Here is a 22,787-nt window from a genome sequence, read left to right as displayed (position 1 = left end):
ACTAACCAAGATTCTTTTGAAGGCAACCGGCAAGATCTTCAGCCAGTTTCTGAATTTTTTGTTCATTCTCCCCTTCGATCATCACGCGGGCCAAGTTTTCTGTGCCGGAATAACGGAGAAGGAGCCTTCCCTTTCCCGACAATTCCTTTTCAACGCGGGCCGCCTGATCCCGAACGGCGGCAATCTCCTCAAACGGTTTCTTCTCCCTCACCTTCACGTTGATCAAGACCTGGGGATACGGTTTGAGAATCCGGGCCAGCTCGGAGACCGGTCTTCCGGAGGAGACAACGATTTCCAGCAAACGAATGGCCGCCAGCATCCCGTCACCGGTTGTGGCATGATCTAAAAAGACAATATGCCCCGACTGTTCACCACCAAAATTCAGTTTTCTCTTTCTGAGCTCCTCCACCACGTAACGGTCCCCCACCGCCGCCTTGAAGAGCTGACACCCCCAGGATTGGGCGAGATGTTCCAGGGCGAGATTGCTCATGACCGTCGCCACAAACCCCTTTTGCGCCAGGCGCCCCTTATCCAGAAGATCTTTGGCGAGGATTGCCAAAACGGCATCCCCAGGAACCCGATCTCCCCTTTCATCGCAAAAAACGGCACGGTCGGCATCCCCATCCAGGGCGATACCGATAGCGGCCTTTTCCTTTTTCACGGTCTCCTGCATCTTTTCGGGGTAAAGGGCCCCTACTCCTTCATTGATGTTGGTGCCGTTCGGGGTGACGCCGATCCGGACCACCTCCGCCCCCAGTTCTTCCAGAATGGTTGGAGCGACACCATAAGCGGCGCCATGGGCGCAATCCAAAACCACCTTGATCCCTTCGAGCGTCATCCCCTCCGGAAACAACCCTTTCAGGTAGGAAATATAGCGACCGCTGGCATCATCCACCCGGAACGCCTTGCCGATATGATCGGCCGTCGGTCTTGGGCTTTTGGCATCGGTGTTAAAAACTATTTTTTCGATTTCCAGTTCTTCTTCATCCGGCAGTTTGAAACCTTTCGCATCAAAAAATTTTATCCCGTTATCCTGATACAGGTTGTGCGAAGCGGAGATCACCACCCCGGCATCGGCCCTCATCGAACGGGTCAGAAAAGCGACCGCCGGTGTTGGCAAAGGCCCTACCAGAAGGACGTCGGTCCCCATTGAACAGATCCCTGAGGCGAGAGCAGTTTCCAACATATAGCCGGAAAGACGGGTGTCTTTGCCGATCAGGATCCGGTGTCTTGGGTGAATCACCCTTGGGTGAATCACCCTCCGGTGATGAGACTTCGAGATGGCGGCGATCGCCCTTCCCAGGGCCAGGGCCACCTCGGAGGTCATCGGTTCCCTGTTGGCAACTCCCCTGACGCCGTCGGTGCCGAAGAGTTTTCGAGTCATAGGGGGGGCGTATAGCTCCTTAAGCCCTTTTTAGCAAGGCCTCTGCGACGTTCAAAACGCGACGGGTTTCGGCGACGTCGTGTACGCGAAGGATCGAAGCCCCGTTCAAGGCGGCGTAAAAAGAGGCGGCGACACTCTCCAGCAGGCGATCCTGCGGAACCCTTCCTGAAATTTTTCCCAAAAATGATTTTCTAGAGACGCCAACCATCACCGGACATTCCAGCGTCTGGAATTTTCGTAAATTCTGCAACAGTTGTCGGTTGTGTTCAAATTCCTTCCCGAACCCGATGCCGGGATCCATGATGAGCCGGTCCCGGGAGACACCGATTCTTGAAAGAGATTCTATTCTTTGCTGAAGGTATTGCAAGACTTCGCCCACGACATCCCGGTAGATGATTTCTTTTTGCATCGTCTCCGGTCTTCCCCTCATATGCATCAGGACCAGTGGGCACCCGGCCTTTCCAACCACGGAGGCCATTTCCGGATCGAAGGTTGCCGCGCTGACATCGTTGATGAGGTCCGCCCCTTCCTCCAGCGCTTCGCGGGCCAGGGCCGCCTTTTGGGTATCGATCGAGATCGGGATGGAAAGACGGGGACGGATTTTTTTCAAAACCGGCAAGACCCGCTTTTTTTCTTCTTCCAGAGAGACCGAAGGGGCACCGGGCCGGGTTGACTCCCCGCCGATATCGATCAGGTCCGCCCCCTCTTCCGCCATTTTCAGCGCCTGTTCAAGGGCCTTTTCCGGATCCAGCCAGCAGTCGCCGTCGGAGAAGGAATCCGGGGTGACATTCAAGATTCCCATGACGGCAATTTCTTTTTTGAAATTGAAAAAGCGACTCCCGATTTTCATACGGGACATGGTGAGCTAAGTCGAACCATTAAGCCTTTCCTGGGACAGGAAGAACCCCTGAGGGGATCTCAACCTTCTCTTCTACTGATTTAACCGTTTCAGCGGCGGCCGCTGGTGGGTTTGGTTTGCGCGGCGGATCCAGCTTCTCACCACGGATGATCCGGTCAATCTGGTCCCCATCCAGTGATTCGTATTCCAGGAGGTACTTGGCAATATTTTTAAGGGTATCGCTATTCTCTTTCAGGAGCTTTTTGGCCCTTTCGTAATTTCTGGCGATAATCTTGCTGACTTCCTGATCGATTGAAATGGCTGTCTGTTCGCTGTACTCCTGCTGTTGCATGAAATCGCGGCCCAGAAAAATCTCCCCTTCCTTTCGGCCAAAACTCAAGGGGCCCAGTTCGCTCATCCCCCATTCACAAACCATCTTGCGGGCGAGTTCGGTCGCCTTGTCAATATCATCCCCGGCGCCTGTCGTCTGGACGTTAAAGATTAACTCCTCGGCCGACCGCCCCCCCATCAGGACCGAAATCATGTTTTCGGCATACTCCTTGGAGTGCAGATGACGCTCATCAATCGGGAGCTGTTGCGTGAGCCCCAACGCCATCCCTCTGGGGATGATGGTAACCTTGTGAACCGGATCGGTTCCGGGAAGCAGTCTCGCGACAAGGGTGTGGCCTGATTCGTGGTAGGCGATTGTCCTCTTCTCTTCTTCGGAGAGGATCATGCTCTTTCTCTCCGCCCCCATCAGGACCTTGTCTTTGGCCAGTTCGAAATCGCTCATCTCGATCTGTTTCTTGTCATAACGGGCCGCATTCAGGGCCGCCTCATTCACCAGGTTTTCCAGATCGGCCCCCGCAAAGCCGGGTGAGCCTCTGGCAATGACCGAAAGATCAACATCTGTGGCCAGGACAGTTTTCCGCGTATGAACTTTAAGGATCTCTTCCCTCCCTTTCAGGTCCGGACGCGGGACAACCACGCGACGGTCAAAACGTCCTGCCCTGAGGAGGGCCGGGTCCAGGACATCCGGACGGTTAGTTGCCGCCATGATGATGACCCCTTCACTGGATTCAAAACCGTCCATCTCCACGAGAAGCTGGTTCAAGGTCTGTTCCCGCTCGTCATGCCCACCGCCAAGACCGGCGCCACGGTGGCGGCCAACGGCGTCTATTTCATCGATAAAGATAATGCAGGGGGCGTTCTTTTTCCCCTGTTCAAAGAGGTCCCGGACACGGGAGGCGCCGACCCCGACAAACATTTCGACAAAGTCAGAACCGGAGATAGAAAAGAATGGAGCGGAGGCCTCGCCGGCAACCGCCTTGGCCAGCAGGGTTTTCCCGGTCCCCGGAGGACCGACAAGCAAGACCCCCTTCGGGATCCGCCCCCCCAGTTTGGTAAACTTTTTTGGTTCCTTCAGGAAGGCGATAATTTCTTCCAATTCATACTTGGCTTCTTCCACACCAGCCACATCCTTGAAGGTTATTTTCTTTTGACTCTCATTTAACAAACGGGCCTTGCTCCGGCCAAAACTGAGCGCCCTCCCCCCGCCGACCTGGATCTGCCGCATGGAAAAGAAGAAAAAGAGAAAAAGCAGGATCATCGGAAGCCAGGAAATCAGGATCTGTTGCCAGATCGGTGTCTCCTGCCTCTTGCGAAACTCGATTTGAACCCCGGACCGGTTCAGGATCTCAAACGCCTTTTCACTCTGGGCCGGACCAACCGTTTCAAAATAGCCTCCTCCCTCAAAGTGTTCCTTGAACTTTCCGGTATATTCATCATCCTGAATGGCGACTTTTTCGATCTTTCCCTGTTGGACGGAACTGATAAATTCGCTGAAACTGATCTCTTTTCTCAAGGTCTTGCGGGTATTCAAGAAATGCAGGATAGAGACCGAGAGTAGGATAATAACGGCCCAAAGAGCGATGGTTTTTTGGGACTGTTTCATCAGGATTAAGGTACCATCAGCCTTGAGATCTTGTCAACCGGCGAGCGGTTTCCTGATAAATGGACTCCCGGGGACCGATGGCAACAATTTCCAGAATTTAAGCTGGTTTTCAAAATAACCCATTCAAGGTAGTAGTTTTCTTTGCCCGAGCCAGCCCTTTGAGTCCCCTTCGGATCTCTCTCATTAACGCATGATCCTGCCGCACGGCCAGAGTTTCCCGCCAGCTTTCGACCTCGTCAGGGTTCATCAGGATGGCGGCCGCCCGGCCATTCTTTGTAGCGGCAAAAATTCTCAAAAATCCATCTTCTTTTTCAAAGTAGCGGCCTCCCGGAAGGGCATAGGAGGCCTTTTGATTTTTATTGGCGGCCAGATCGAGCATCCTCTCCAAATGGTGCGAAAGTCCCCGGATGCCGGGACCGATTTCTTCCAGCCCCTTCTTGAAAAGCCGGATCTGGATTGCCGGAGGAAGAGTCATGAATGGGTCCAGGACAAAACCAACGGACCGATCCCCTTTTTGAGCCAGACGGTCATAGGTTTCACCCGCAACCTCGTTTAATAAATCGCTGTCCCTTCGGAGAGAAAGAGTCATCCGGGTGATGTTATTGCTGAGCGTCGGGTTCACCTTAAGGAGTTTAGGAATAACAACCAGCCGAAGGCTGTTGCGCCAGTATTTGTCCTTGAGATTGGAGGAATCAGTTTTATATTTCAGTTTATTTTGTCGGGCGTAGGTGAGGATCTCTTTTTTGGTGAGAAAGATGAGGGGGCGGATAAGAGTGACCTGTCCAAGCGTTCGTTTTACAGGAATCCCCGACAACCCTTCAATCCCCGCCCCCTGTAAGAATCGCATCAGGACAGTTTCCATCTGGTCATCGGCATGGTGGGCCGTTGCCACCTTATGAGCCCCCTCCTTTTCCGCCACCTCAAGAAAGGCCCGGTACCTTTTCTCACGGGCCTTTTCCTGCAAGTTTGACCTCTTGCCGGCGGGCCAGAACAATTTTTTGAGGGTCAGAGGAATCCCCAACTTTTGACAAAACCCTCTAACCCAAACCGCCTCCCGTTCCGATTCCTCTCCCCTCAGGGCATGATTGATATGGATTGCCGAAAGACTTAAACCCAGCTCCCTGCGGACCAGTCCGAGGAGATGGGTGAGAACAACGGAATCGGGCCCTCCGGAGAGGGCAATCAACACCTTGTCCCCTCGGGTTAAAAGCGAAAAGGCCCTAATCGCCTCGCGGAATTTTTTGATGACGTCTGGAGTACTGGACATAATGTTCTGCCGAAACTGGCAGGAGCGCCAGCTCCTCCTTGGTTAAATCCCTTTTGACCCTGGCGGGGCTTCCCAAGACGAGGGTTCGCGGCGGGACGACGGTCCCCTCGGTCACCAGCGATCCGGCCCCCACAACCGCCTGCTCCCCGATGACCACTCCATTCATGATAACGGCCCCCATCCCGATCAGCGCCAGCCGGTGAATCTGACAACCATGAAGGATCACCCCGTGACCGACGGTCACTTCATCCGCAAGGGTTGTCGAGAAAAGACCCGATTCCACATGAACAACGGAAAGGTCCTGGATGTTGGTTCGTTTGCCGATCCGGATCGAATGAATATCTCCCCGGACAACACTGTTGTACCAAACGGAGGAATCTTCCCCGATGGTGACATCCCCAATGACGATCGCCCCTTTTGCCAGAAATACGGAAGGGGCGAGCGACGGTTGTTTTCCCTCAAACGGCAGGCTCTTTCCCACGGAAGATTTTTCCCCTCAAGTAGAAATAAAAAACCGCCCCGACAGCCGCCCCTATACCGTCCACCAGCAGATCCGTCAATGAGGATTCGCGCCCCGGAACGAAGAACTGGTGGATCTCATCAGTCGCCCCATAGGCCAATCCCAATAACGCCCCGAGAATCTCAACTTTTCGAATCTCCCGGAAACGGAAACGGACAACACGGACGCAAAGAAAACCAAGACCGCCATATTCCAGAAAATGAGCCGCCTTATCAATATGGGGAAACCACTGGGGAATCGACAAACGGGGAAGCGAGGAGAGATAAAAAATCAGCCCGGCGTACGCAATCAACGGGAGCCAATAACGAATGATACGGATGACGATGGGATCCTTCGCTTTGCTCAGGATGACCGATCGCTCAAGCGGCCGGTCACATTTTGTATTTGCCAAAATCTTCTAGAGAGAGGTTTTCAAGAATCTCGTTCCATTTTTCCTTCTTCATCTTTTCCTCCCCCCCCTTTCCTTCCTTAGTGACATCAATCTTGCGGGACTTTTCCATCACCTTCTTGTCGACAAAAATCGGAGCCTTGGTCCGGAGGGCGATCGCAATCGCATCCGATGGACGGGAATCGAGGGTCAATTCCTTCCCGGCATGGGTCAGGGTAATACGGGCATAAAAAGTATTATCCGACAGGTCGTTCACCTCCACCTTGTTTACGGTGACCCCAAGAGCCCCTAAGAGATTTTTGATCAGATCATGGGTCATCGGGCGGGAGAGCTGGATCTTTTCCAGCTCCGTCGCGATGGCGGAGGCCTCGATCAGACCGATCCAAATCGGCAGGGCGCTCTTTTCCTCCAGGTCTTTGAGGATGATGATCGGCATATTGGTAAATGGATCAATGGTGAGCCCGGTCACCTTCATCTCCACCAATTCAGGGACCGCAACCGTCTTCTTGGATTCAGCCATCGATGACCTCCCCAGCGAGTGAATAGGCAAAGGCCTCAGTAATCCTTACCTCCAGTATAGCACCAATCTGGAGGGGATCACCATCGAAATTAACGATATGATTCCAGGTGGTTCGGCCTGTCAGATGATTTCCCCGGAGGGAGGCCCCCTCCACCAGGACCTCTTCCCTTCGTCCGACCAGTTCACGGTTCCTTCCAAGCCCCACCTCCTCCTGAAGCCCCTGGAGGATCTTCAGCCTCTCCTCCTTGACGGTTTGAGGGAGATCATCCCTCAGGCTGAACGCCTCCGTCTGCGGGCGGGGGGAATAGACAAAGGAATAACTGCTGTGAAAACCGACCTCCCGAACCAGCGAGAGGGTTTCCTCAAAGTCCCTCTCCGTCTCACCGGGAAAGCCGACAATGAGGTCTGTGGAGATGGCGATATCCGGGACCCTGGCCCTGAGTTTATCGACCTTGCGCCGATAAATCTCCCGTGTATAGGAACGGCGCATCCTCTTCAGGACAGAGTTCGAGCCGGATTGCACGGGGAGGTGAATATGCCGGCAAAGTTTCGGGTTTCGCCCCTGTTCTTCGATCAGTTCGTCGGAAAGATCCTTCGGGTGAGGCGAGGTGTAACGGAGACGGGCGATCCCTGTTTCTTCGTCAATGCGGCGCAGGAGTTCGACAAAGGTGGTCTTCGGCCTTAGTTTTTTACCGTAGGAATTGACGTTCTGTCCCAAAAGGAGGAGTTCCCGTACCCCGCCCTCCTCCTTCTTTTTGATCTCGGCCAGGATCTCGTCCGGCGGGCGGGATATCTCTTTTCCCCGGACAAACGGAACGATGCAGAAAGAGCAGGCATTGTCACACCCTTTCATGATCGTTACCGACGACTTCACTCCCGACTCTTGAAAAAAAGCAGGAAAAAGATAATCTTCTTCGGCGACCGGTTCGGAACGGGTGAGCTGGGGACGAGACGACAACAACTCCACCGCCTCCGGCAGGGAATTCAGGTGATCGGTCCCCAGGACAAGGTTGAGGTGGGGAAACCGCTTCAGGAGTTTTGCCCCCTCCTGCGAGGCCACACAACCGGTCAGGCCGATCTTTAACTCTTTCTTCCCAATCTTCTTGAAACGGCCGAGTTCGGAGAGCGCCTTTTGGTACGATTTTTCACGGATGCTACAGCTGTTGACGAGCACCAGATCCGCCTTTTTCGGATCGTCGATGGGACGATACCCCTTGCCGGCAAGCAGGGCGTACATCGTTTCGGTGTCGTTTTCGTTCATCTGACAGCCGAATGTTTTGATGTAAACAGTTTTAGGATTTGTAATCATCATCAATCTTGATGTTGGATATCAGCTGTTCCACGGAGGAGTCGTCCTTGTACCCCATATTTTCCAACACCTCGTCAATCTCATCGTGAGGACAGTTGTCATCCATAGATCGTCCGAACGATTTTTCATTCCGGAGATCCTTTTTGACGGCATCGACATACCCTTCCGGATTTTTCTTGCAGATCCCTTCCACATACTTGTTCAACCGGTCCGCCGCCTTTTTCCGGACCTCTTCCTTGAGGTGCTTCCAGTTCTTGAGGTAATGCAGGCGGCAGTAGCTCTGCGTGGTTTGAGAATTACTGCAACCCGGCTCTTTGCAGATCTTGATCTTCAAGGCTCGGGCATCCTAAACATTCTGATCCGGCATTTCAATACAATAATGGTTCATGGTTCGACTTAAGCTTCAGCCAGAGGCTGATCCGTCCTTTGGTGGACACCATGTCCGTTTAGTCCCGGATACTCTATCATTAATTTTTCCCCTCCCTTGAGGGGAGGGGATTAAGGGGCGGGTGATCCCGATATCTCCCTGAGGATAGTTTCTAGAACTCCTTCAGTATTTTGAAGAACTTCACGGTCCCAAAATCTTAATACTTTATAACCCTCCTTTTCCAACCAATCGTCCCTCCCCTTATCTTTTCTAGCCTGAAAGGCATGCTGACCGCCATCACATTCAATGACTATCCTTTTTTCCAAACAAACAAAATCAACAATATATGGACCTATGGGGGCCTGCCTTCTGAATCTAAAATTCTCTAAGCGTTTACTCCTAAGATATTTCCACAGAAATTTTTCTGTGTCCGTTGACCTTTTTCTTAAGTCTTTTGCGCATTGATTAAGTGTTTTCAAAGTCTTCTTCATCCAAACGTATAATCAGGACCACCCTCCCCCTCACCCCCTCCCCTCAAGGGAGGGGGGAAAAAATAAATTAATCCTCCCAACCCATGAATTCTGCCCAGTCAACTGGACACCCTGAGCGAAGTCGAAGGGTCAGCCTTTGACCTTTTTCATCACCTCATCAAATTTTTTCTTTTTCTCCAATGTCTCTTCCCTTTCCTTTTCAATCTCCTTTTTGAGCGCCGGGCTGAGGCTGTCGCGGACCTTTTTCTTCAGGAGGTGTGATTCCTTGCGGCGAAAATAAACAAGCATCCCCAGTCCCAGCAGGGCCAGCCCAATAAGAAAATAAAGTTCTTTCATGACGCCTCCGCAATGGTTTTAGCGATATCTTCCTTGATCTTTTTCAGCCGATCCTGACTGGTGATCTTTTGCCCGAAGATATCCTTGACATAGAAGGTGTCGGAGGCCTGGTCCACCTTGGTGGAGATTTTGGAAATATCCACATAGAGCCCGAGCGCTGTCAGGGTCGAAATGATCCGGTAGAGAAGGCCGATCCGGTCGTGGGCATAAATGTCGATGACGGTATAGTAGGCGGAGATGTCGTTATCGATCTCGATCTTGGTCGGAACCTTGCGGGCCGTCTTTGGCTTGATCAAACTTGGCCGCAGACGTTCCTGCACCATCCGGTCGATGGACGATTTCCCTTCGATGACCTGTCTCAAGTCCCGGAGCACCCTTTCCCATTTGCGATCATCCAGGATCGGTCCCCCCGGCAGGTCTTCAACGATGAAGTTGTAAAGGGCCTCCCCTTGACTGTTCACCGTCGACTGAACCTCCAGAATATTAACGCTGTTGGCGGCGGTCACCCCGCAGATTCGTGAAAAGAGCTGTGGGGTATTCCAGGAAAAGATCGTTAGTTCACTGAAACCGGCGCGGTTTCTGTGATCGAGGACCGGAAGTTCTTCTTTCTTGAACTTTTTCCAGAGGGCGAGGTGACGGATAATTTCAGCCGGTGGTGCGGCCAGAAGGTATCGTGAAGGCATGGCGCTGAAAAAACCGGATTGTTCTTCGACAGAAATGGAACGGCCAAGGAGTTTTTCAGATTCCTTTTTGACCCTGTCAACCAGTGTGGAAACCTTTTCTTTGTCAAAGGTTCCCTTGACCAGGACCTCACGGGTCTTCCGATAAAGGTTCTCCAAAAGAGCCGACTTCCAGGGGGTCATGGTGGCCGGACCGACCGCCTTGATATCGCAGAAGGTCAGAAGGGTGAGCATCGAGAGGGCCTCCAGGCTCGGAAATGAACGGGCAAACTGGATGATCATGTTCTGGTCTTCGAGATCCCTCCGAAAGGCGAGATGCGGCATAATCAAGTGGCTCTTTTCCAAAAATTCGAGCAGATCAATCTCCTCGGCGGAAAACCCCAGCCGTCTTCCCGCCTCCCGGATCAGGGGGACCCCTTTTTCCACATGCCCCGAACCGGCCCCCTTGCCGATATCATGGTACAGAATCGCCAAGGCGAGCAGGTCCTTCTTGGCAACATCCTTCAAGGCCTCCCTGCCGACAGGGTAGGTTTCTTTGTATTCATCAATCTTACCCAGTTCCGCAACGGCAAAGATCGAATGGATGTCAACGGTATAGACATGATAGACATCGTGCTGGACCCGAAAACGGAGCTTGGCAAATTCTGGAAGATACTGACCCAAAACCTTGAGTTCATTCATGAGGAGAAGCGTCGGCCCAAGCCGCCGGGGCTCTCCCAGGATTCCCCTGAACACCGCTCCCGCCTCGGGAGACTCACGGATCGAGTCCATGAGAAAGACCGACTCCCGGATCTTGTCCTGGGTGTAGTCGTCAATCTCCAGCCCCTCCTTCTGGAAAATCTGAAAAATCCGGAGGAGGGAGACGGGATCTTTGAAGAAAAGGTTGGAGTCAGCAAGCGAGAGTTTTCCCTGAATGATCTTGAATTTGCCATCCACCGTCTCGGGCGACAAGGGGAAGAGCTTCAAAAGACGGCCCGGTTCCTCGGCCCACCGGCGGGTCAAACGGGAACTCCATTCATGAATAATCGCCGCCTCATGGTAGTAACGTTGCATAAAGCGTTCCACAGGAATAATCCCTTCGGCTTCCTCCAGACCCCACCAGTGAGCGAGTGTCTCCTGATACTGAAGGCTCAACTGGTCATTTTTCCGGCCGGAGAGGCGGTGCAATTCATTCCGGGTATTCGTCAGAAAACGGATCGCCTCTTTCAGGGCACCGGCCTCCGACGCAGGAATCCAACCTTTGGCGACCAGATCGTCGGGCGAATTTATTTTTTCGAAGACCTTGCCGACCCAGAGGATATTTTGGTAATCGCGCAACCCCCCCTCCCCTTCCTTGAGGTTCGGTTCCAGCAGGTAGACCGAACCGCCAAACTTGGCGAGCCGTTCCTGATTCTCCCGGGATTTCTTCTCCCAGAAATCCCTCTTTCCCCTTTCGGACCGCACCCTTTTCCAAAAATCCTGCTGGAGTTTTTTGAAGAGGGCGGCCTCTCCCGTCAGGAAGCGGGCATCGACCAAGGCGGTGAGGGCGGTGATATCTTCTTCCGCAATCCGGCGACAGTCCGTGATCGTCCGGGTGGCAAAACCGACCTCCAACCCGGCATCCCAGAGGGGATAAAGGATTTTTTCTGTGGCTTTCTTGAGAGGGGCCCCTGAACGTCCCTCGTAGAGAAAGAGGAGGTCGATGTCGGAGGCGACTGCCAGTTCACGGCGCCCATATCCCCCAAGGCTGATTAGAGAGAGTGGCGGGAGATTTTTTTTGTCCAGGTCATTGAAAAAATCTAAAAGGAGGGAATCGATGAAATCTGAACGCCCCCTCAAGAAATCATCAGACCGTTTTTCCTGATGCCACTGGAGGAGCCTGGCATTTTCCTCGGCGATCCGTTTTTGAACCTCCTGGGTGAAGCCCCCTTGACTCATAGATTGGATCTCGGTTTCTTGGCCTCCTGGAGGTACCTGTTTAACCCCAGCAGGATCCCTTCCGCCAGCGCCTCCTGATATCGGTGTTCCATCAGTTTCCGGCCCTCTTCCGGGTTTGTGATAAAACCGGTCTCAATCAGCAGGCTGGGGCATCCGGGTCCCACCAGCACATAAAAGAGGGCCGTCTTGACCCCCAGATCCCGGGTCCCCCGAATCTTTACGAATAACGCCTTTCGGACCTCTTTGGCAAGCACTGCCGATTCCTCGGTGCTTTCGTTCTGAATCAAGGTGGAGAGGATCGCCTCTGTCTCCTTTTCTTCCTGGGTAAGCCCTTCATTTTCACGGGCCGCCAGTTTTTGGGAGGCGCGGTCGGTGGCGTTGTTGAGATAATAGATTTCAAGACCATTGGGCCTCTTGCGGGTCGAGGCGTTGGCATGAATGGAGATGAAAAGGTCCGCCTTGGCCCTCTTGGAGATCCTGTTGCGCTCCCCCAGGGAAACAAACTGATCCCCGTTTCGGGTCATCACCACCTTGGCCCCTAACTTCTTTTCCAGCTTCTTCCTTAAAATTCTGGCGATCTGCAGCGCCACCTTTTTTTCCTGCCGCTCTCCAGCACCGATCGCCCCGGAATCCTTGCCGCCGTGACCGGGGTCGATCACGATGGTGAGGGTATGAAGAGGTTTTGCCGGAGTTTTTTTCCGAGACTTCCCCTGGTAAGACTGGAGGGGGTGGCTGAGCCAAGGGACAATAATGAGGAGGATAAAAAGTCTTTTCACTTGAACAGGGCGATCTGGTGGGTGGTCTCCTTGGGGTGAACCACTCCCTTTTTAGCCAGTTTGGGGGTCCCCTTCTCCGTCAGTTCTTCCTGCTCCAGATTCTCCAGGACCTCATGGGCCCTCAGGAGAAGTTCTTCCGGGAGACCGGCCATTTTGGCCACCTCAATCCCGTAGCTCCGGCTGGCGCCGCCGGGGACCAGTTTTCGGAGGAAAAGGATATGGTCCCCCTCCAGATGGACCGCCACGTTATAATTTTTGATCCCCGGACGGGTCAGGGCCAGGTCGGTCAGCTCATGGTAATGGGTGGCAAAGAGCGTTCGGGCCCCCACCGCATCATGGATATGCTCCGCCATCGCCCAGGCAATCGAAATGCCGTCAAAGGTGGAGGTTCCCCGGCCGATCTCATCGAGAAGGATCAGGCTCCGTTCCGTCGCCTGGTGCAGGATTTTCGCCGCCTCTTCCATCTCCACCAGGAATGTTGAAGCCCCACGGGTCAGGTCGTCTCTCGCCCCCACCCTGGTGAAGAGCCGGTCGACAATCCCGATTTGGGCCGCCTCGGCCGGAACAAACGAACCGATCTGGGCCAGGATGACGATCAGGGCTGTCTGCCGCATGATTGTCGATTTTCCTGCCATGTTCGGACCGGTAATAATCAGAAAACGGTTTTGATCGCCGTCCAAAAAGAGGTCGTTCGGAAAGAACGGTTCCCTGGAATTGAGCCGTTCAATGACCGGGTGTCTCCCTTGAGTAATGCGCAGAATTTTTTCTTCCGCAAATTGGGGTCTCGCGTAGTTGTAGGCGGAGGCGACTTCAGCCAGGGAACAGAGAAGATCCAGCAGTCCCACCCGCCGGGCCTGTTCCTGAATCATTGGCACAAACGGGATGAGTTTTTCGCGAAATTCCAGAAAGAGTTCGTACTCCAGCCCCCGGATTCTCTCACCCGCCGAGAGGACCTTGTTTTCGTATTCCTTCAGTTCCGGTGTAATGAACCGCTCCGCATTCGTGAGCGTCTGTTTCCGGGTATAATCGGGCGGGATCTTGTCCCGGTGGGTATTGGTAATTTCCAGGTAATACCCAAAAACCTTGTTGAACCGGATTTTGAGCGAATTGATCCCGGTCCGGATCCGTTCCCTCTCTTCCATCGCCAGCACGGCCGACTTGCCTCCATGAACGATCTCTCTTAACTCATCCAACTCGGCGGAGAAACCGGCGCGGATCACCCCCCCCTCTTTTAAGGAAAGGGGCGGCTCATCAACCAGGGTCTTCCCGATCTCTCCCACCACTGGAGAGAGGTCTTGCCATTTTTCCCGGATTTCCTGGATCAGCGACGAAGAAAGCAGAGAGAGAGCCGGTTTTAATTTTTGAAATGATTCGCAAGAGTCACGGAGCATCACCAGTTCCCGCGCCGAGACATGGCCTAGGGCTATTTTCCCGGCGACCCGTTCCATATCGCGGATGGAGGCGAGTGGTTGGCGAATCGTCTCACGCTCTCTCCTCTTCTGCCGGAGTTCGCCCACGGCATCCAGTCGGGAGTTGATCGCCGTGACAGTAACGAGGGGTCTTCCGATCCATTCCCGCAAGAGACGCCCCCCCATCGGGGTCAGGGTCAGGTCGAGAACGTCCAGCAATAAGGGAATTTCCAGATTGCGCCGGGTCTCTTCCCCGATCCAGAGGAAGGAGTCTTTCTCATACCGCTCCAGTTTTTTGAGGTGTGGGAGACGGGTCACCTTCTGGTGTTCCCGGACGTAGTGCAGGATCGCCCCAACCGGACCGACGGCGAAGGGGGTTTCATCCAGGCCGTAAGCGGCGAGACTAGCTACTTGAAACTGCTCCTTAATCAGTTTTTCTCCATAGACAGGATCGAAGAGCCATCCGGAAAGCGGAACGAAGAGCGTTGAGGGAAACCTCTCTTTCAGATTCTCAAAAAGCGGCGAGTTTTTATCCGCCTCCAGATAAAGGATCTCCTGGGGGTGGGTGAGGCTGTAAAGATCGATCAACGCCTCTGGTGAGGCAAGCGGCGCAAATTTAAATTCGCCGGTCAGAAGGTCCAGAAAGGCAACTGCCCCTTCAGGCCCTTCCATCCGGAAGCAACTGATATAGTTTTTTTCCTTTTGGGGAAGCGCCTCCAGGTCGGTCGCCAACCCCGGCGTGATGATCTGAATGACCTCCCTTTTGACAATCCCTTTGGCCAACGCCGGGTCTTCGACCTGCTCGCAAATCGCGACCTTATGTCCCTTTTCGATCAGTTTGGCGATGTAGCTCGAAGCGGAATGGTGGGGGACGCCGCAGAACGGGATCGGATTCGGTTCATTCTTGTTCCGGGCGGTCAGCGCAATATCTAAAATCTTGGAGGCGTTCACGGCATCCTCAAAGAACATTTCATAAAAATCTCCCATCCGGAAGAAAAGGAAGGCATCCCGATGTTTTTCTTTGATCTCCAGATACTGCCGGATCATCGGGGTCAGGCTGTCGGAAGAAGAGGCGGCCATCAGGGGTTAGCTAACAAAGGGGATGGCGAATGTCACGGGAAAATGAGTTTAAGGACCATACCCGAATTCCCGGAGTTTTTGCGGATCCCGGCTCCAGTTCTCGGAGACCTTGACGAAGAGTTTGAGGAAAACCTTTTGATTCAGTTCTTTTTCAATCTCCTTGCGGGAGGCCTCGCCGATCTGTTTGATCATCGAGCCTCCTTTCCCGACAACGATCCCCTTTTGGGAGTCTTTTTCGACGTGGATGGTGGCGGAGATGTGGGTGATTGGCGTTTGGGGTGTTGGCTCTTTAAACTCATCTATCGTGACCGCCACGGAGTACGGGATCTCCTCCCGCGTCAGATTCAAGATCTGTTCGCGGATCAGTTCGGTCACCAAAAACCGCTCCGTCTGATCAGTGACCATTGCCGCCTCGTAATAAGGGGGGCCTTCGGGGAGATTTTTCACAATCTCCGGCAATAATCGGTCGATCCCCTCCCCTTCGGGTGAAGCACCCGTCACGGCGGAGACGGGGATGATCCCCTTCGCCTCCGGGATCTCCCGGTAAAGCTGATCCAGGAGCGGAAGGAGCGAGTCCTTCGAGACGGTATCGATTTTATTGATCACGACCAGGAATGGTTTTTCGGATTGCCGAACGAGGGTCATTATCTCTTGCTCTTCGGAATTTTTTTCTCTTTTTGGTTCTTTGACCCAAAGGATCAGGTCGGCATCCAGGAGGGTTCTCTTGGCCACCTGGATCATCGTGTCATTCAGATCCCTGTGTGGTTTGTGCAGGCCGGGGGTGTCCAAAAAGATGAGCTGGGCCCGAGGGAGATGACGAATCCCCAAGATTTTATTCCGTGTCGTTTGAGGCTTGGCGGTCACGATCGCAATCTTGTCCCCCACCAGAATATTCAGGAGGGTTGATTTGCCGACATTAGGACGCCCGATCAGGGCGATGGTACCCGATCTAAATGGCATCAGGAATGAGTTGATCGCTGATCTGCTCCGCCTCGATCTGCTCCAGGGCCATCCGGGCGGCGACCTGTTCCGCCTCTTTCTTGCTCTTTCCGGTGCCAACCCCATAGAGTTTTTCATGAATAAAGAGATTGACCTCAAAAGTCTTGCTGTGGTCCGGTCCATATTCACGGGCTATCCGATAACGGGGGGCCTCCTTGAAAAAACTCTGGACCTTTTCCTGCAGGAGGGTTTTGTAATCCTGATAAACGACTGTCTCGGGACTCTCCGGAACCGAATCACGATAGTGACGACGGATAAAAGCGGCGGCTTTTTTGAAGCCGCGGTCTTTATAGATCGCCCCCAACAACGCTTCATAGGCATCCGCCAGGAGTGAATTTTTGGTCCGGCCGCCGGTTCGTTCCTCCCCCTTGCCCAAGAGGAGGTCATTGCCAAGACCGAGAGAGCGGGCCATATCGGCCAACTGTTTTTCATTCACAATGGCGGCACGGAGTTTGGAAAGATCCCCTTCGGTCCGATCCGGAAACCGCTCCATCAGGAGTTCGCTGATCACCAGTTCCAGAACGGTATCTCCCAAAAATTCCAGGCGCTCGTTATCCTGTCCCAGGGCCAGATGGGCCTCATTCGCATACGATTTGTGGGTCATGGCCGAGGCGAGCAATTCCCTGTTCTTGAAGGAGTAGCTAATCCTCCTTTCGATCTCTTTAAGTTTTCTCTTGTCGATTCGTTCCATCAGGCCGACTTTTCGATCCAACCCCCTCCCAACATTTTTTCCCCGTCATAGAAGACAATCGCCTGACCAGGGGTTACCGCCCTCTGGGGTTCCTCAAATTCAATCCGGGCATTGAGACCACCATCGGACAGGGTGAGACGGGCCTTGGCGGGGGAGTGGCGATAACGGATCTTCGCCTCGACTTCCATGGTTCCTTGGACCCCCTCACGGGTCAACAACGTAATCCCGGAGGCAAAAACGGTCGTCTTGAGGAGATCCTCACTATGACCAAGAACCACCTCACCACTGGCCGGACGGATTTCCGTGACGTACATTCTTTCACCAACCGCAACATTTAAACCCCTCCTCTGGCCAATAGTATAATTATGAATCCCATCATGATCGGCGATCTTTTCCCCCTCTTTGGAGACGAACGAACCGGGCTTCTGCTGATAAACCGGGAGCTGGGATTTGACGAAGACGGCGGTTTTGTTGTCCGGAATGAAACAGATCTCCTGACTCTCCGGTTTCTCGGCAGTCATCAGGCCGGAGTCCCGCGCCCGTTGCCGGACCTCCTCCTTGGTGAGGGAACCGATCGGGAAGAGAAGATGACCCAGCTGGTCCTGATTCAGATTGAAGAGAAAGTAGGACTGATCCTTCTCCTTGTCCGCGGCCCGGCGGAGGAGATGCCTGCCAAGATTATCGGTGACCTTCTGGACATAATGCCCCGTCGCCAGATGGTAGGCCCCCAGTCTCTTGGCCTCCGTGAGGAGGGCGGAAAATTTGAGTTTCTGGTTGCAAAGGACGCAAGGGTTCGGCGTCCTGCCGATCCCGTACTCGTGGACAAAATATTTGATGACCGCCTCCCGGAACTCCTCCTTAAAATTGAAGGGGTAGAACGGAATATCCAGGAGAGAGGCGACACGTCGGGCATCCTCGATATCCTCCACGGCACAACAACTCTTTTTGGATTTTTGTACGGGCGAGGTCACCTCGCCCCTACCTTCTGGCTCCTCGTGGGTTTTCATCGAGATGCCGATCACCTCATACCCCTGCTCCTTCAGGAGAAGCGCGGCGACCGAACTGTCCACCCCCCCACTCATCGCCACGACGACCCTGTTTTTATCAAGCGTTGGCATCTTTAGCGGGCCTCTCTTAATCGTTGCACCACTCCGGGTAAAACAGACAAAAACTGGTCCACTTCTTTTTCTGTTGTCGGCCGTCCAAGACTCACCCGAACCGCCCCCTTGGCCATTTCCCTCGGTTGCCCCATCGCGATCAACACGTGGGAGGGTTCCATCGAGCCGGAGGCGCAGGCCGAACCGCCGGAGATTGCAAACCCTTCAAGATCAAGGGAGGCCAACAGGGATTGGTTGGAGATCCCTTCAAATGAAAAATTAAGGGTGTTGGCCAGCCTCGCTTCCCCCCTGGAGTTCACAAAACTTCCCGGTATTTGTGAGATCGTTGTCTCGATCCTCTGCCTCATTTTCTTTAGTCTTTCATTTTCCTTCTCTCTCTCTGCAGAAACCAGTTCAAAGGCGGTGGCCAGCCCCGCAATCCCAAAAATATTTTCCGTCCCCCCCCTCTTCTCCCTTTCCTGACTCCCCCCCTGGATGAGCGGGGCGAGGGAAACCCCCCTTCGACAGTAGAGAACACCGGTCCCGGTCGGGCCGTAGATCTTATGACCGGAAAAAGAGAGAAGATCGATCCCCAGTTCTTTGACATTGAGCGGTAACCGGCCAGCCCCCTGGACCGCATCGAGATGAAAGAGGACCCCCCGGCTCTTTGCCAGGGAGGCCATTTCCCTGATTGGAAAAATGACCCCTGTTTCATTATTGGCGTAGGTGACGGAGACCATAAGGGTTTCGGGCAAGGACTTTTCATACTCCTCAAGCGAGACCCGCCCGTCATGATCCACAGGGAGAGAGGTGACCCGGACCCCTTCCCTGCCAGCAAGAAACGCCAGCGCCTGGTGCACCGAGGAATGTTCCACGGAGGTGGTCACCATATTTTTTTTGCCCGAACGGGGAGAACCGTAAAAAACCCCTTTGAGGGCCAGGTTGATACTTTCGGTTCCGCCGCTGGTAAAGATAACCTCTGCCGGATCGGCATGAAGGAGGCTGGCAACCTTGGCCCTCGCCTCATTGAGGAGACTCCTTCCCTCCCTTCCCTCCCGGTGGAGGCTGGAAGGATTGCCAGTAAAGCCCCCCATGAGGGAAAGAAGCCTCTCTCTCACCTCCGGGGCCAGGGGGGTCGTCGCGTTGTAATCCAGATAGATCCTTGGCATACAGGTGGTAAGTGGGTATCAAATGAATAAGACCAAGTCAAATGGCTGATTTTTTGACGATCAATCAGGAACAGTACGAAAATCGAACCGTAGTTCGATTTTGAAACCCTGTTTTGGCCTATAACCCTGTTTTATCGTATTACAGCCTGGCATGCGGATTGTATATATCTTAGCAACATTGACAAATGGTGACCGATAAACTAACCAGTTTGGCGCGGGGGAGCCTCAGAAAAACCCCCCTCTCCCCTTGGTGGGAGAGGGTCGGGGTGAGGGTGACCATGGACGGCAAAAGGTTTGGTTTTTTCTCCAGATTTCTCCTGATTTCGCTTGTCCTGACCCTCCTCTTCCCCCCTACCCTTTTTGCTGGGCCTGCAATCCCCGCAGAATCCGCCAAGTTAGCGACACTGATCCAGGAGGCCCGGAACCATTACTACCAGATGGAATGGACACAGGCCCGGGTGAAGGGGGAGAAGGCGATGGCCCTTGTTTCCTCCATGAAACTGGAGGGGGCGGTTCGGGAACAGTTTATTGAGGCCTCCCTTCTCATGGCGATGATTGATCTGGCGGATGGGCGCAGGAGGTCTGCCGTGACGGGGTTGGAGAAGGTGGTCCAGCTGGACCCGAACTACCGTCCGGACCCGAAACTCTACCCTCCCCGGATGATCAAGACCTATGAAGAGGCTCGCACCAATACCATGATTGATCAGGCTCGCGATCAACACCCTGCCCCTGTGCCGCCTCCCTTGGCGTTAAGAACGACTGAAAGAAAACCATTTTACAAAAAGCCGATCTTCTGGATTGCGAGCGGTGTTTTGATGGCCGGTCTTGGGGCCGGGATTGGTTTTGCGGTGGCCGGGGGTGGGGGTGGCGGCGGTGGTGCCATCGACTTGGCCATACCTCCCTTGGGGGTGAACAAGTGAAACACCCGTTTCTTTCAGACCTCTCCCCGTCCCTCTCCTTAGCTAAGGAGAGGGTGTCCGAAGGACGGGTGAGGTCTGGTATTCTGCTTTGTTTTACTCTGCTCGCAATGACCCTCCTCGGTTGTGGTCCGGGGGGCGGTTCTTTTGAGGGATCGATCCAGTCCTCCCCTTTGCAGAAGTTGGCGACCCAAGGGATAGACCTTCGGGTCTTTGCGATTGTCTCGACCGATCCGGAGGAGAGGCAGGAGCTTCAGAAGGATGAAACAACCGGCCTGTTTCGGGGCCAGGTTTCAGTCAGCCTCGGTTCCCAGTTTGATCTGCAGGTGATCTACGAGGCGTTTAGTTCCGCCGCCAACCAGTGGTTGGAGGTCGCCTATTTTTATCGGAACTCTCTGGTGGCGGATGCGGAGATAGTCCATGTAGCCTACGTGGGAGACGAGTCCAACTGGCAAAAGGTTTTTGATCTTTCTCCCGGCAAACCGAACCCCTTGAACCTGGATGGGGATCCCTTTAGCAATTACGATGAGGTGGTCTACCGGACCGATCCCACCAAGGCCTCTTCGGTTCCTGATGGTCCTGCCCTTTCAAAAACGTACAAGGATCCGTTTTCCAGCCTGGATGTCTCTCTTCCCCCTCCCGGTTCTGGGGATACCGATGCGATCCGTGGGGACGAGGAGATCCTCCTTCAGGCCTTCACCCCTTACGATTTAAAGGTGTTTGAGGTGATTTCTCCTACCTATGGATGGGAGGTTTTGAACCCCACAGAGGTTTTGACGACCGGGAAGATGCGTCTTCTTCTGCATACGGAGGCGTTTGTGATCGGCAAGGGAACGGCAAGCCTGACCGTTCGGGTGGTGGACGAAAAGTTTACGAAGGATGTTACAATCACCTTTGCGGTCTTTAACGGCACGGACAACCTCCCTCCCCAACGGGCCCAGATGGGTCTCAAACCGGGTCAGGTCTTAACCGGTTCCACGACGTTTACCTGGGAGTTGGATGACCCTTCTGGGATTGACGGAAATTCGGTTTCTGTGAAGTACGAGGGGCATCCTGAGGTTTCGATGGCTGTGGTGGATAAGGACTCAACGCCGAACCGGTTGTTGGCCGATATCTCACTCCCTCTTTCGCTCTCGAACGGAAAGTATCAGGTGACCTTCTCGGCACGGGACTCAAGTCCCAACCACAATCTTTACACCGAGACTGTTCCTGTGGAGATCGGTCGTTCGGGGAATCAGAATCCACGCCTCTTGTCTTTGGCTGTTTCTGCCTCCCCCAAGCCGGACAGTTTCACTGTTTCCTGGCAAAGCTTTGACCCTGACGGGGACTGGGACATTGCGGGGTATGATGCTGATTTCACTTCTAACGGGTCAACAATCATTCACTGCACTGGTCTGAAACAGACTTCTCTCAAGGCCGGAGACGATCTCTCCTCTTGCACCCTTTCCCGAACCGGTTACGGGGAGTTGTTAAATCCGTTCAGACTGGCTCCCCAGACTGATTACACGGTGGTGGTGACGGTGAGAGACACGATGGGGGCATTCGCTCAGGGGTCAACGTCGTTCAGTGTTGGGGACACAGGTCTTGATGGTTGGTGGGAGCTGGATGGCGACCTTCAGGATCGGAGTGGGAACAACCGGCATGGGGGATTGCGCGGGGATTCGGATGGTAATCCCTCCAACAATTTCAATGGAGGTCTTGTCTTGGATGGAGCGGACGACTATGTCGATTTAGGCAACACCTTTAGTTATGACAGGATGGACAAGTTTACCATTGAGGCGTTGGTGAAGAGAGGGAGTCGGGATACAGGGGACGTGATCTTTTCGAAGACGAGGAATGACACGGGGTATGTGTTGCTTTTTAGGGGGGCAGGGTTTGCGGGCAACACATTGCAGTTTCAGATCGCCGATCAGAACAGGGTTCAGGTTGGGGCGTATACGGAGAGGGTGTTTACGGAGAATCCTCCTGTCTGGCACTCTATCGTGATGACGTATGATGGTTCTTCTTCCGGCGCCGGTGTGAAGATGTTTGTGGATGGCGTTCCGGAGGCGTTGGTGGTGGATGGGGGTTCTTTGGACGGTTCGATGACCACCACGGAACCGGCTCGTATTGGAGTGATGGGAGGAGCGGTTGCCGGGACAATCAATGCCCCGTTCGACGGAACGATCAGTTCTGTGGCCATTCACAACAGGGTTCTTTCCGAGGAAGAGATCCGCCGTTCCTGCCGGCGCAGTTCCCTCTCCACCTGCCCCGACCCTCGCTCCCCGATCATCCTCCTACCGACTGCCGGGGAACAACTTCCTCCCACCAAAGCCCTCTGGGTCTGGAGGAGTGAAAAAGACCCTGCCGGGAGGGGGATGTATCCGGGTTTAACCTATAAAGTTTCATATGATGAGGACCTAAATTTCAATGGTTCTTATGATAGGTCGTATAGTTTAGAACCCAACTTTACAAAAAGGTCTGATGGTTCATGGTTCTATGTTTTAGATCCTCTCGATGCTCAACATGGTTACCGTATCAGGATTTGTGCTGAAGGTACCGGTTGCACTATCTCCGATGACGCCGATCCTCAGAGGGGTACCCGCACTTTTTCCACCGACAGCTCAATCATGGGCTGGTGGAAGATGGATGGGAATCAGTTGGATTCCAGTGGTCGTGGTCACAATGGGGTACCGGCC

At 53.8% G+C, this 22,787-nt stretch carries 20 protein-coding genes; 2 read left to right on the top strand and 18 right to left on the bottom strand.

Features of this window, described 5'->3' with window-relative positions; genetic code table 11:
* Window position 1: 1 nt before the first annotated feature.
* From HYS22_09200 to HYS22_09115, 18 genes are all read right to left on the bottom strand, one after another.
* Complete coding sequence (locus HYS22_09200; protein MBI1910327.1) at window positions 2-1,384, bottom strand: phosphoglucosamine mutase; 1,383 nt, start codon at window positions 1,382-1,384, stop codon at window positions 2-4.
* Between the two features lie 19 nt (window positions 1,385-1,403).
* Window positions 1,404-2,243, bottom strand: a complete 840-nt coding sequence (folP, locus tag HYS22_09195) for a dihydropteroate synthase (GenBank protein ID MBI1910326.1) — start codon at window positions 2,241-2,243, stop codon at window positions 1,404-1,406.
* Window positions 2,244-2,262: 19 nt separating this feature from the next.
* On the bottom strand, window positions 2,263-4,176 hold the full coding sequence (locus HYS22_09190; protein MBI1910325.1) for an ATP-dependent metallopeptidase FtsH/Yme1/Tma family protein: 1,914 nt from the start codon (window positions 4,174-4,176) through the stop codon (window positions 2,263-2,265).
* A 109-nt stretch (window positions 4,177-4,285) separates the two neighbouring features.
* Window positions 4,286-5,443, bottom strand: coding sequence for a tRNA lysidine(34) synthetase TilS (gene tilS, locus HYS22_09185; protein ID MBI1910324.1), 1,158 nt, complete (start codon window positions 5,441-5,443; stop codon window positions 4,286-4,288).
* Window positions 5,397-5,912, bottom strand: coding sequence for a gamma carbonic anhydrase family protein (locus HYS22_09180; protein ID MBI1910323.1), 516 nt, complete (start codon window positions 5,910-5,912; stop codon window positions 5,397-5,399). Before HYS22_09180 ends, tilS begins: the two co-directional genes overlap by 47 nt.
* Window positions 5,902-6,354 carry a VanZ family protein gene (vanZ, locus tag HYS22_09175; GenBank protein MBI1910322.1) on the bottom strand — a complete coding sequence of 151 codons (453 nt, stop codon included), beginning with the start codon at window positions 6,352-6,354 and terminating at the stop codon, window positions 5,902-5,904. The genes HYS22_09180 and vanZ overlap by 11 nt, the downstream gene beginning before the upstream one ends.
* Window positions 6,335-6,871 (bottom strand): bifunctional nuclease family protein, encoded by a 537-nt coding sequence (locus HYS22_09170; GenBank protein MBI1910321.1) that lies wholly within the window; start codon window positions 6,869-6,871, stop codon window positions 6,335-6,337. Before HYS22_09170 ends, vanZ begins: the two co-directional genes overlap by 20 nt.
* Window positions 6,864-8,177 carry a tRNA (N6-isopentenyl adenosine(37)-C2)-methylthiotransferase MiaB gene (gene miaB / locus HYS22_09165; protein MBI1910320.1) on the bottom strand — a complete coding sequence of 438 codons (1,314 nt, stop codon included), beginning with the start codon at window positions 8,175-8,177 and terminating at the stop codon, window positions 6,864-6,866. Before miaB ends, HYS22_09170 begins: the two co-directional genes overlap by 8 nt.
* Window positions 8,164-8,514: a hypothetical protein gene (locus tag HYS22_09160; GenBank protein ID MBI1910319.1), complete on the bottom strand. Its 351-nt coding sequence runs from the start codon at window positions 8,512-8,514 to the stop codon at window positions 8,164-8,166. The genes miaB and HYS22_09160 overlap by 14 nt, the downstream gene beginning before the upstream one ends.
* Window positions 8,515-8,678: 164 nt before the next feature.
* Window positions 8,679-9,038, bottom strand: coding sequence for an endonuclease domain-containing protein (locus HYS22_09155; protein ID MBI1910318.1), 360 nt, complete (start codon window positions 9,036-9,038; stop codon window positions 8,679-8,681).
* Window positions 9,039-9,167: 129 nt separating this feature from the next.
* The gene (locus HYS22_09150; protein ID MBI1910317.1) at window positions 9,168-9,374 is read right to left on the bottom strand and encodes an LPXTG cell wall anchor domain-containing protein; all 207 of its coding nucleotides are present in this window, start codon (window positions 9,372-9,374) and stop codon (window positions 9,168-9,170) included.
* Complete coding sequence (gene glnD, locus HYS22_09145; protein MBI1910316.1) at window positions 9,371-11,971, bottom strand: [protein-PII] uridylyltransferase; 2,601 nt, start codon at window positions 11,969-11,971, stop codon at window positions 9,371-9,373. The genes HYS22_09150 and glnD overlap by 4 nt, the downstream gene beginning before the upstream one ends.
* Window positions 11,968-12,747: an N-acetylmuramoyl-L-alanine amidase gene (locus HYS22_09140; GenBank protein MBI1910315.1), complete on the bottom strand. Its 780-nt coding sequence runs from the start codon at window positions 12,745-12,747 to the stop codon at window positions 11,968-11,970. The genes glnD and HYS22_09140 overlap by 4 nt, the downstream gene beginning before the upstream one ends.
* Window positions 12,744-15,236, bottom strand: a complete 2,493-nt coding sequence (gene mutS, locus HYS22_09135; protein MBI1910314.1) for a DNA mismatch repair protein MutS — start codon at window positions 15,234-15,236, stop codon at window positions 12,744-12,746. Before mutS ends, HYS22_09140 begins: the two co-directional genes overlap by 4 nt.
* 48 nt (window positions 15,237-15,284) lie before the next feature.
* A complete protein-coding gene (era, locus tag HYS22_09130) occupies window positions 15,285-16,196 on the bottom strand; it encodes a GTPase Era (GenBank protein MBI1910313.1) in 912 nt (303 codons plus the stop codon).
* Entirely contained in the window at window positions 16,186-16,926 is a 741-nt protein-coding gene (rnc, locus tag HYS22_09125) for a ribonuclease III (protein ID MBI1910312.1), read from the bottom strand. Before rnc ends, era begins: the two co-directional genes overlap by 11 nt.
* On the bottom strand, window positions 16,926-18,044 hold the full coding sequence (mnmA, locus tag HYS22_09120) for a tRNA 2-thiouridine(34) synthase MnmA (protein ID MBI1910311.1): 1,119 nt from the start codon (window positions 18,042-18,044) through the stop codon (window positions 16,926-16,928). Before mnmA ends, rnc begins: the two co-directional genes overlap by 1 nt.
* Window positions 18,045-18,046: 2 nt before the next feature.
* Complete coding sequence (locus HYS22_09115) at window positions 18,047-19,192, bottom strand: cysteine desulfurase (protein MBI1910310.1); 1,146 nt, start codon at window positions 19,190-19,192, stop codon at window positions 18,047-18,049.
* A 185-nt stretch (window positions 19,193-19,377) separates the two neighbouring features.
* Here HYS22_09115 and HYS22_09110 point away from each other — a divergent pair, with 185 nt between their 5' ends.
* Together HYS22_09110 and HYS22_09105 are read left to right on the top strand one after the other, a co-directional pair.
* Window positions 19,378-20,112 carry a hypothetical protein gene (locus HYS22_09110; GenBank protein MBI1910309.1) on the top strand — a complete coding sequence of 245 codons (735 nt, stop codon included), beginning with the start codon at window positions 19,378-19,380 and terminating at the stop codon, window positions 20,110-20,112.
* A partial coding sequence (locus HYS22_09105; GenBank protein ID MBI1910308.1) for a LamG domain-containing protein occupies window positions 20,109-22,787 on the top strand: 2,679 nt, incomplete at its 3' end. The genes HYS22_09110 and HYS22_09105, both read left to right, overlap by 4 nt.

The organism is Deltaproteobacteria bacterium, assembly GCA_016177765.1.
In the GTDB taxonomy this organism is placed as follows: domain Bacteria; phylum UBA10199; class UBA10199; order JACPAL01; family JACOUP01; genus JACOUP01.
This window is presented reverse-complemented; position numbering and strand designations above follow the sequence as displayed.

Excerpts from the sequence above, each read along its gene's own strand:
- HYS22_09200 (MBI1910327.1), bottom strand. The coding sequence starts at position 1,384 with ATGACTCGAAAACTCTTCGGCACCGACGGCGTCAGGGGAGTTGCCAAC.
- folP (MBI1910326.1), bottom strand. The coding sequence starts at position 2,243 with ATGTCCCGTATGAAAATCGGGAGTCGCTTTTTCAATTTCAAAAAAGAA.
- HYS22_09190 (MBI1910325.1), bottom strand. The coding sequence starts at position 4,176 with ATGAAACAGTCCCAAAAAACCATCGCTCTTTGGGCCGTTATTATCCTA.
- tilS (MBI1910324.1), bottom strand. The coding sequence starts at position 5,443 with ATGTCCAGTACTCCAGACGTCATCAAAAAATTCCGCGAGGCGATTAGG.
- HYS22_09170 (MBI1910321.1), bottom strand. The coding sequence starts at position 6,871 with ATGGCTGAATCCAAGAAGACGGTTGCGGTCCCTGAATTGGTGGAGATG.
- HYS22_09155 (MBI1910318.1), bottom strand. The coding sequence starts at position 9,038 with ATGAAGAAGACTTTGAAAACACTTAATCAATGCGCAAAAGACTTAAGA.
- HYS22_09150 (MBI1910317.1), bottom strand. The coding sequence starts at position 9,374 with ATGAAAGAACTTTATTTTCTTATTGGGCTGGCCCTGCTGGGACTGGGG.
- glnD (MBI1910316.1), bottom strand. The coding sequence starts at position 11,971 with ATGAGTCAAGGGGGCTTCACCCAGGAGGTTCAAAAACGGATCGCCGAG.
- mutS (MBI1910314.1), bottom strand. The coding sequence starts at position 15,236 with ATGGCCGCCTCTTCTTCCGACAGCCTGACCCCGATGATCCGGCAGTAT.
- era (MBI1910313.1), bottom strand. The coding sequence starts at position 16,196 with ATGCCATTTAGATCGGGTACCATCGCCCTGATCGGGCGTCCTAATGTC.
- rnc (MBI1910312.1), bottom strand. The coding sequence starts at position 16,926 with ATGGAACGAATCGACAAGAGAAAACTTAAAGAGATCGAAAGGAGGATT.
- mnmA (MBI1910311.1), bottom strand. The coding sequence starts at position 18,044 with ATGCCAACGCTTGATAAAAACAGGGTCGTCGTGGCGATGAGTGGGGGG.
- HYS22_09115 (MBI1910310.1), bottom strand. The coding sequence starts at position 19,192 with ATGCCAAGGATCTATCTGGATTACAACGCGACGACCCCCCTGGCCCCG.
- HYS22_09110 (MBI1910309.1), top strand. The coding sequence starts at position 19,378 with ATGGTGACCGATAAACTAACCAGTTTGGCGCGGGGGAGCCTCAGAAAA.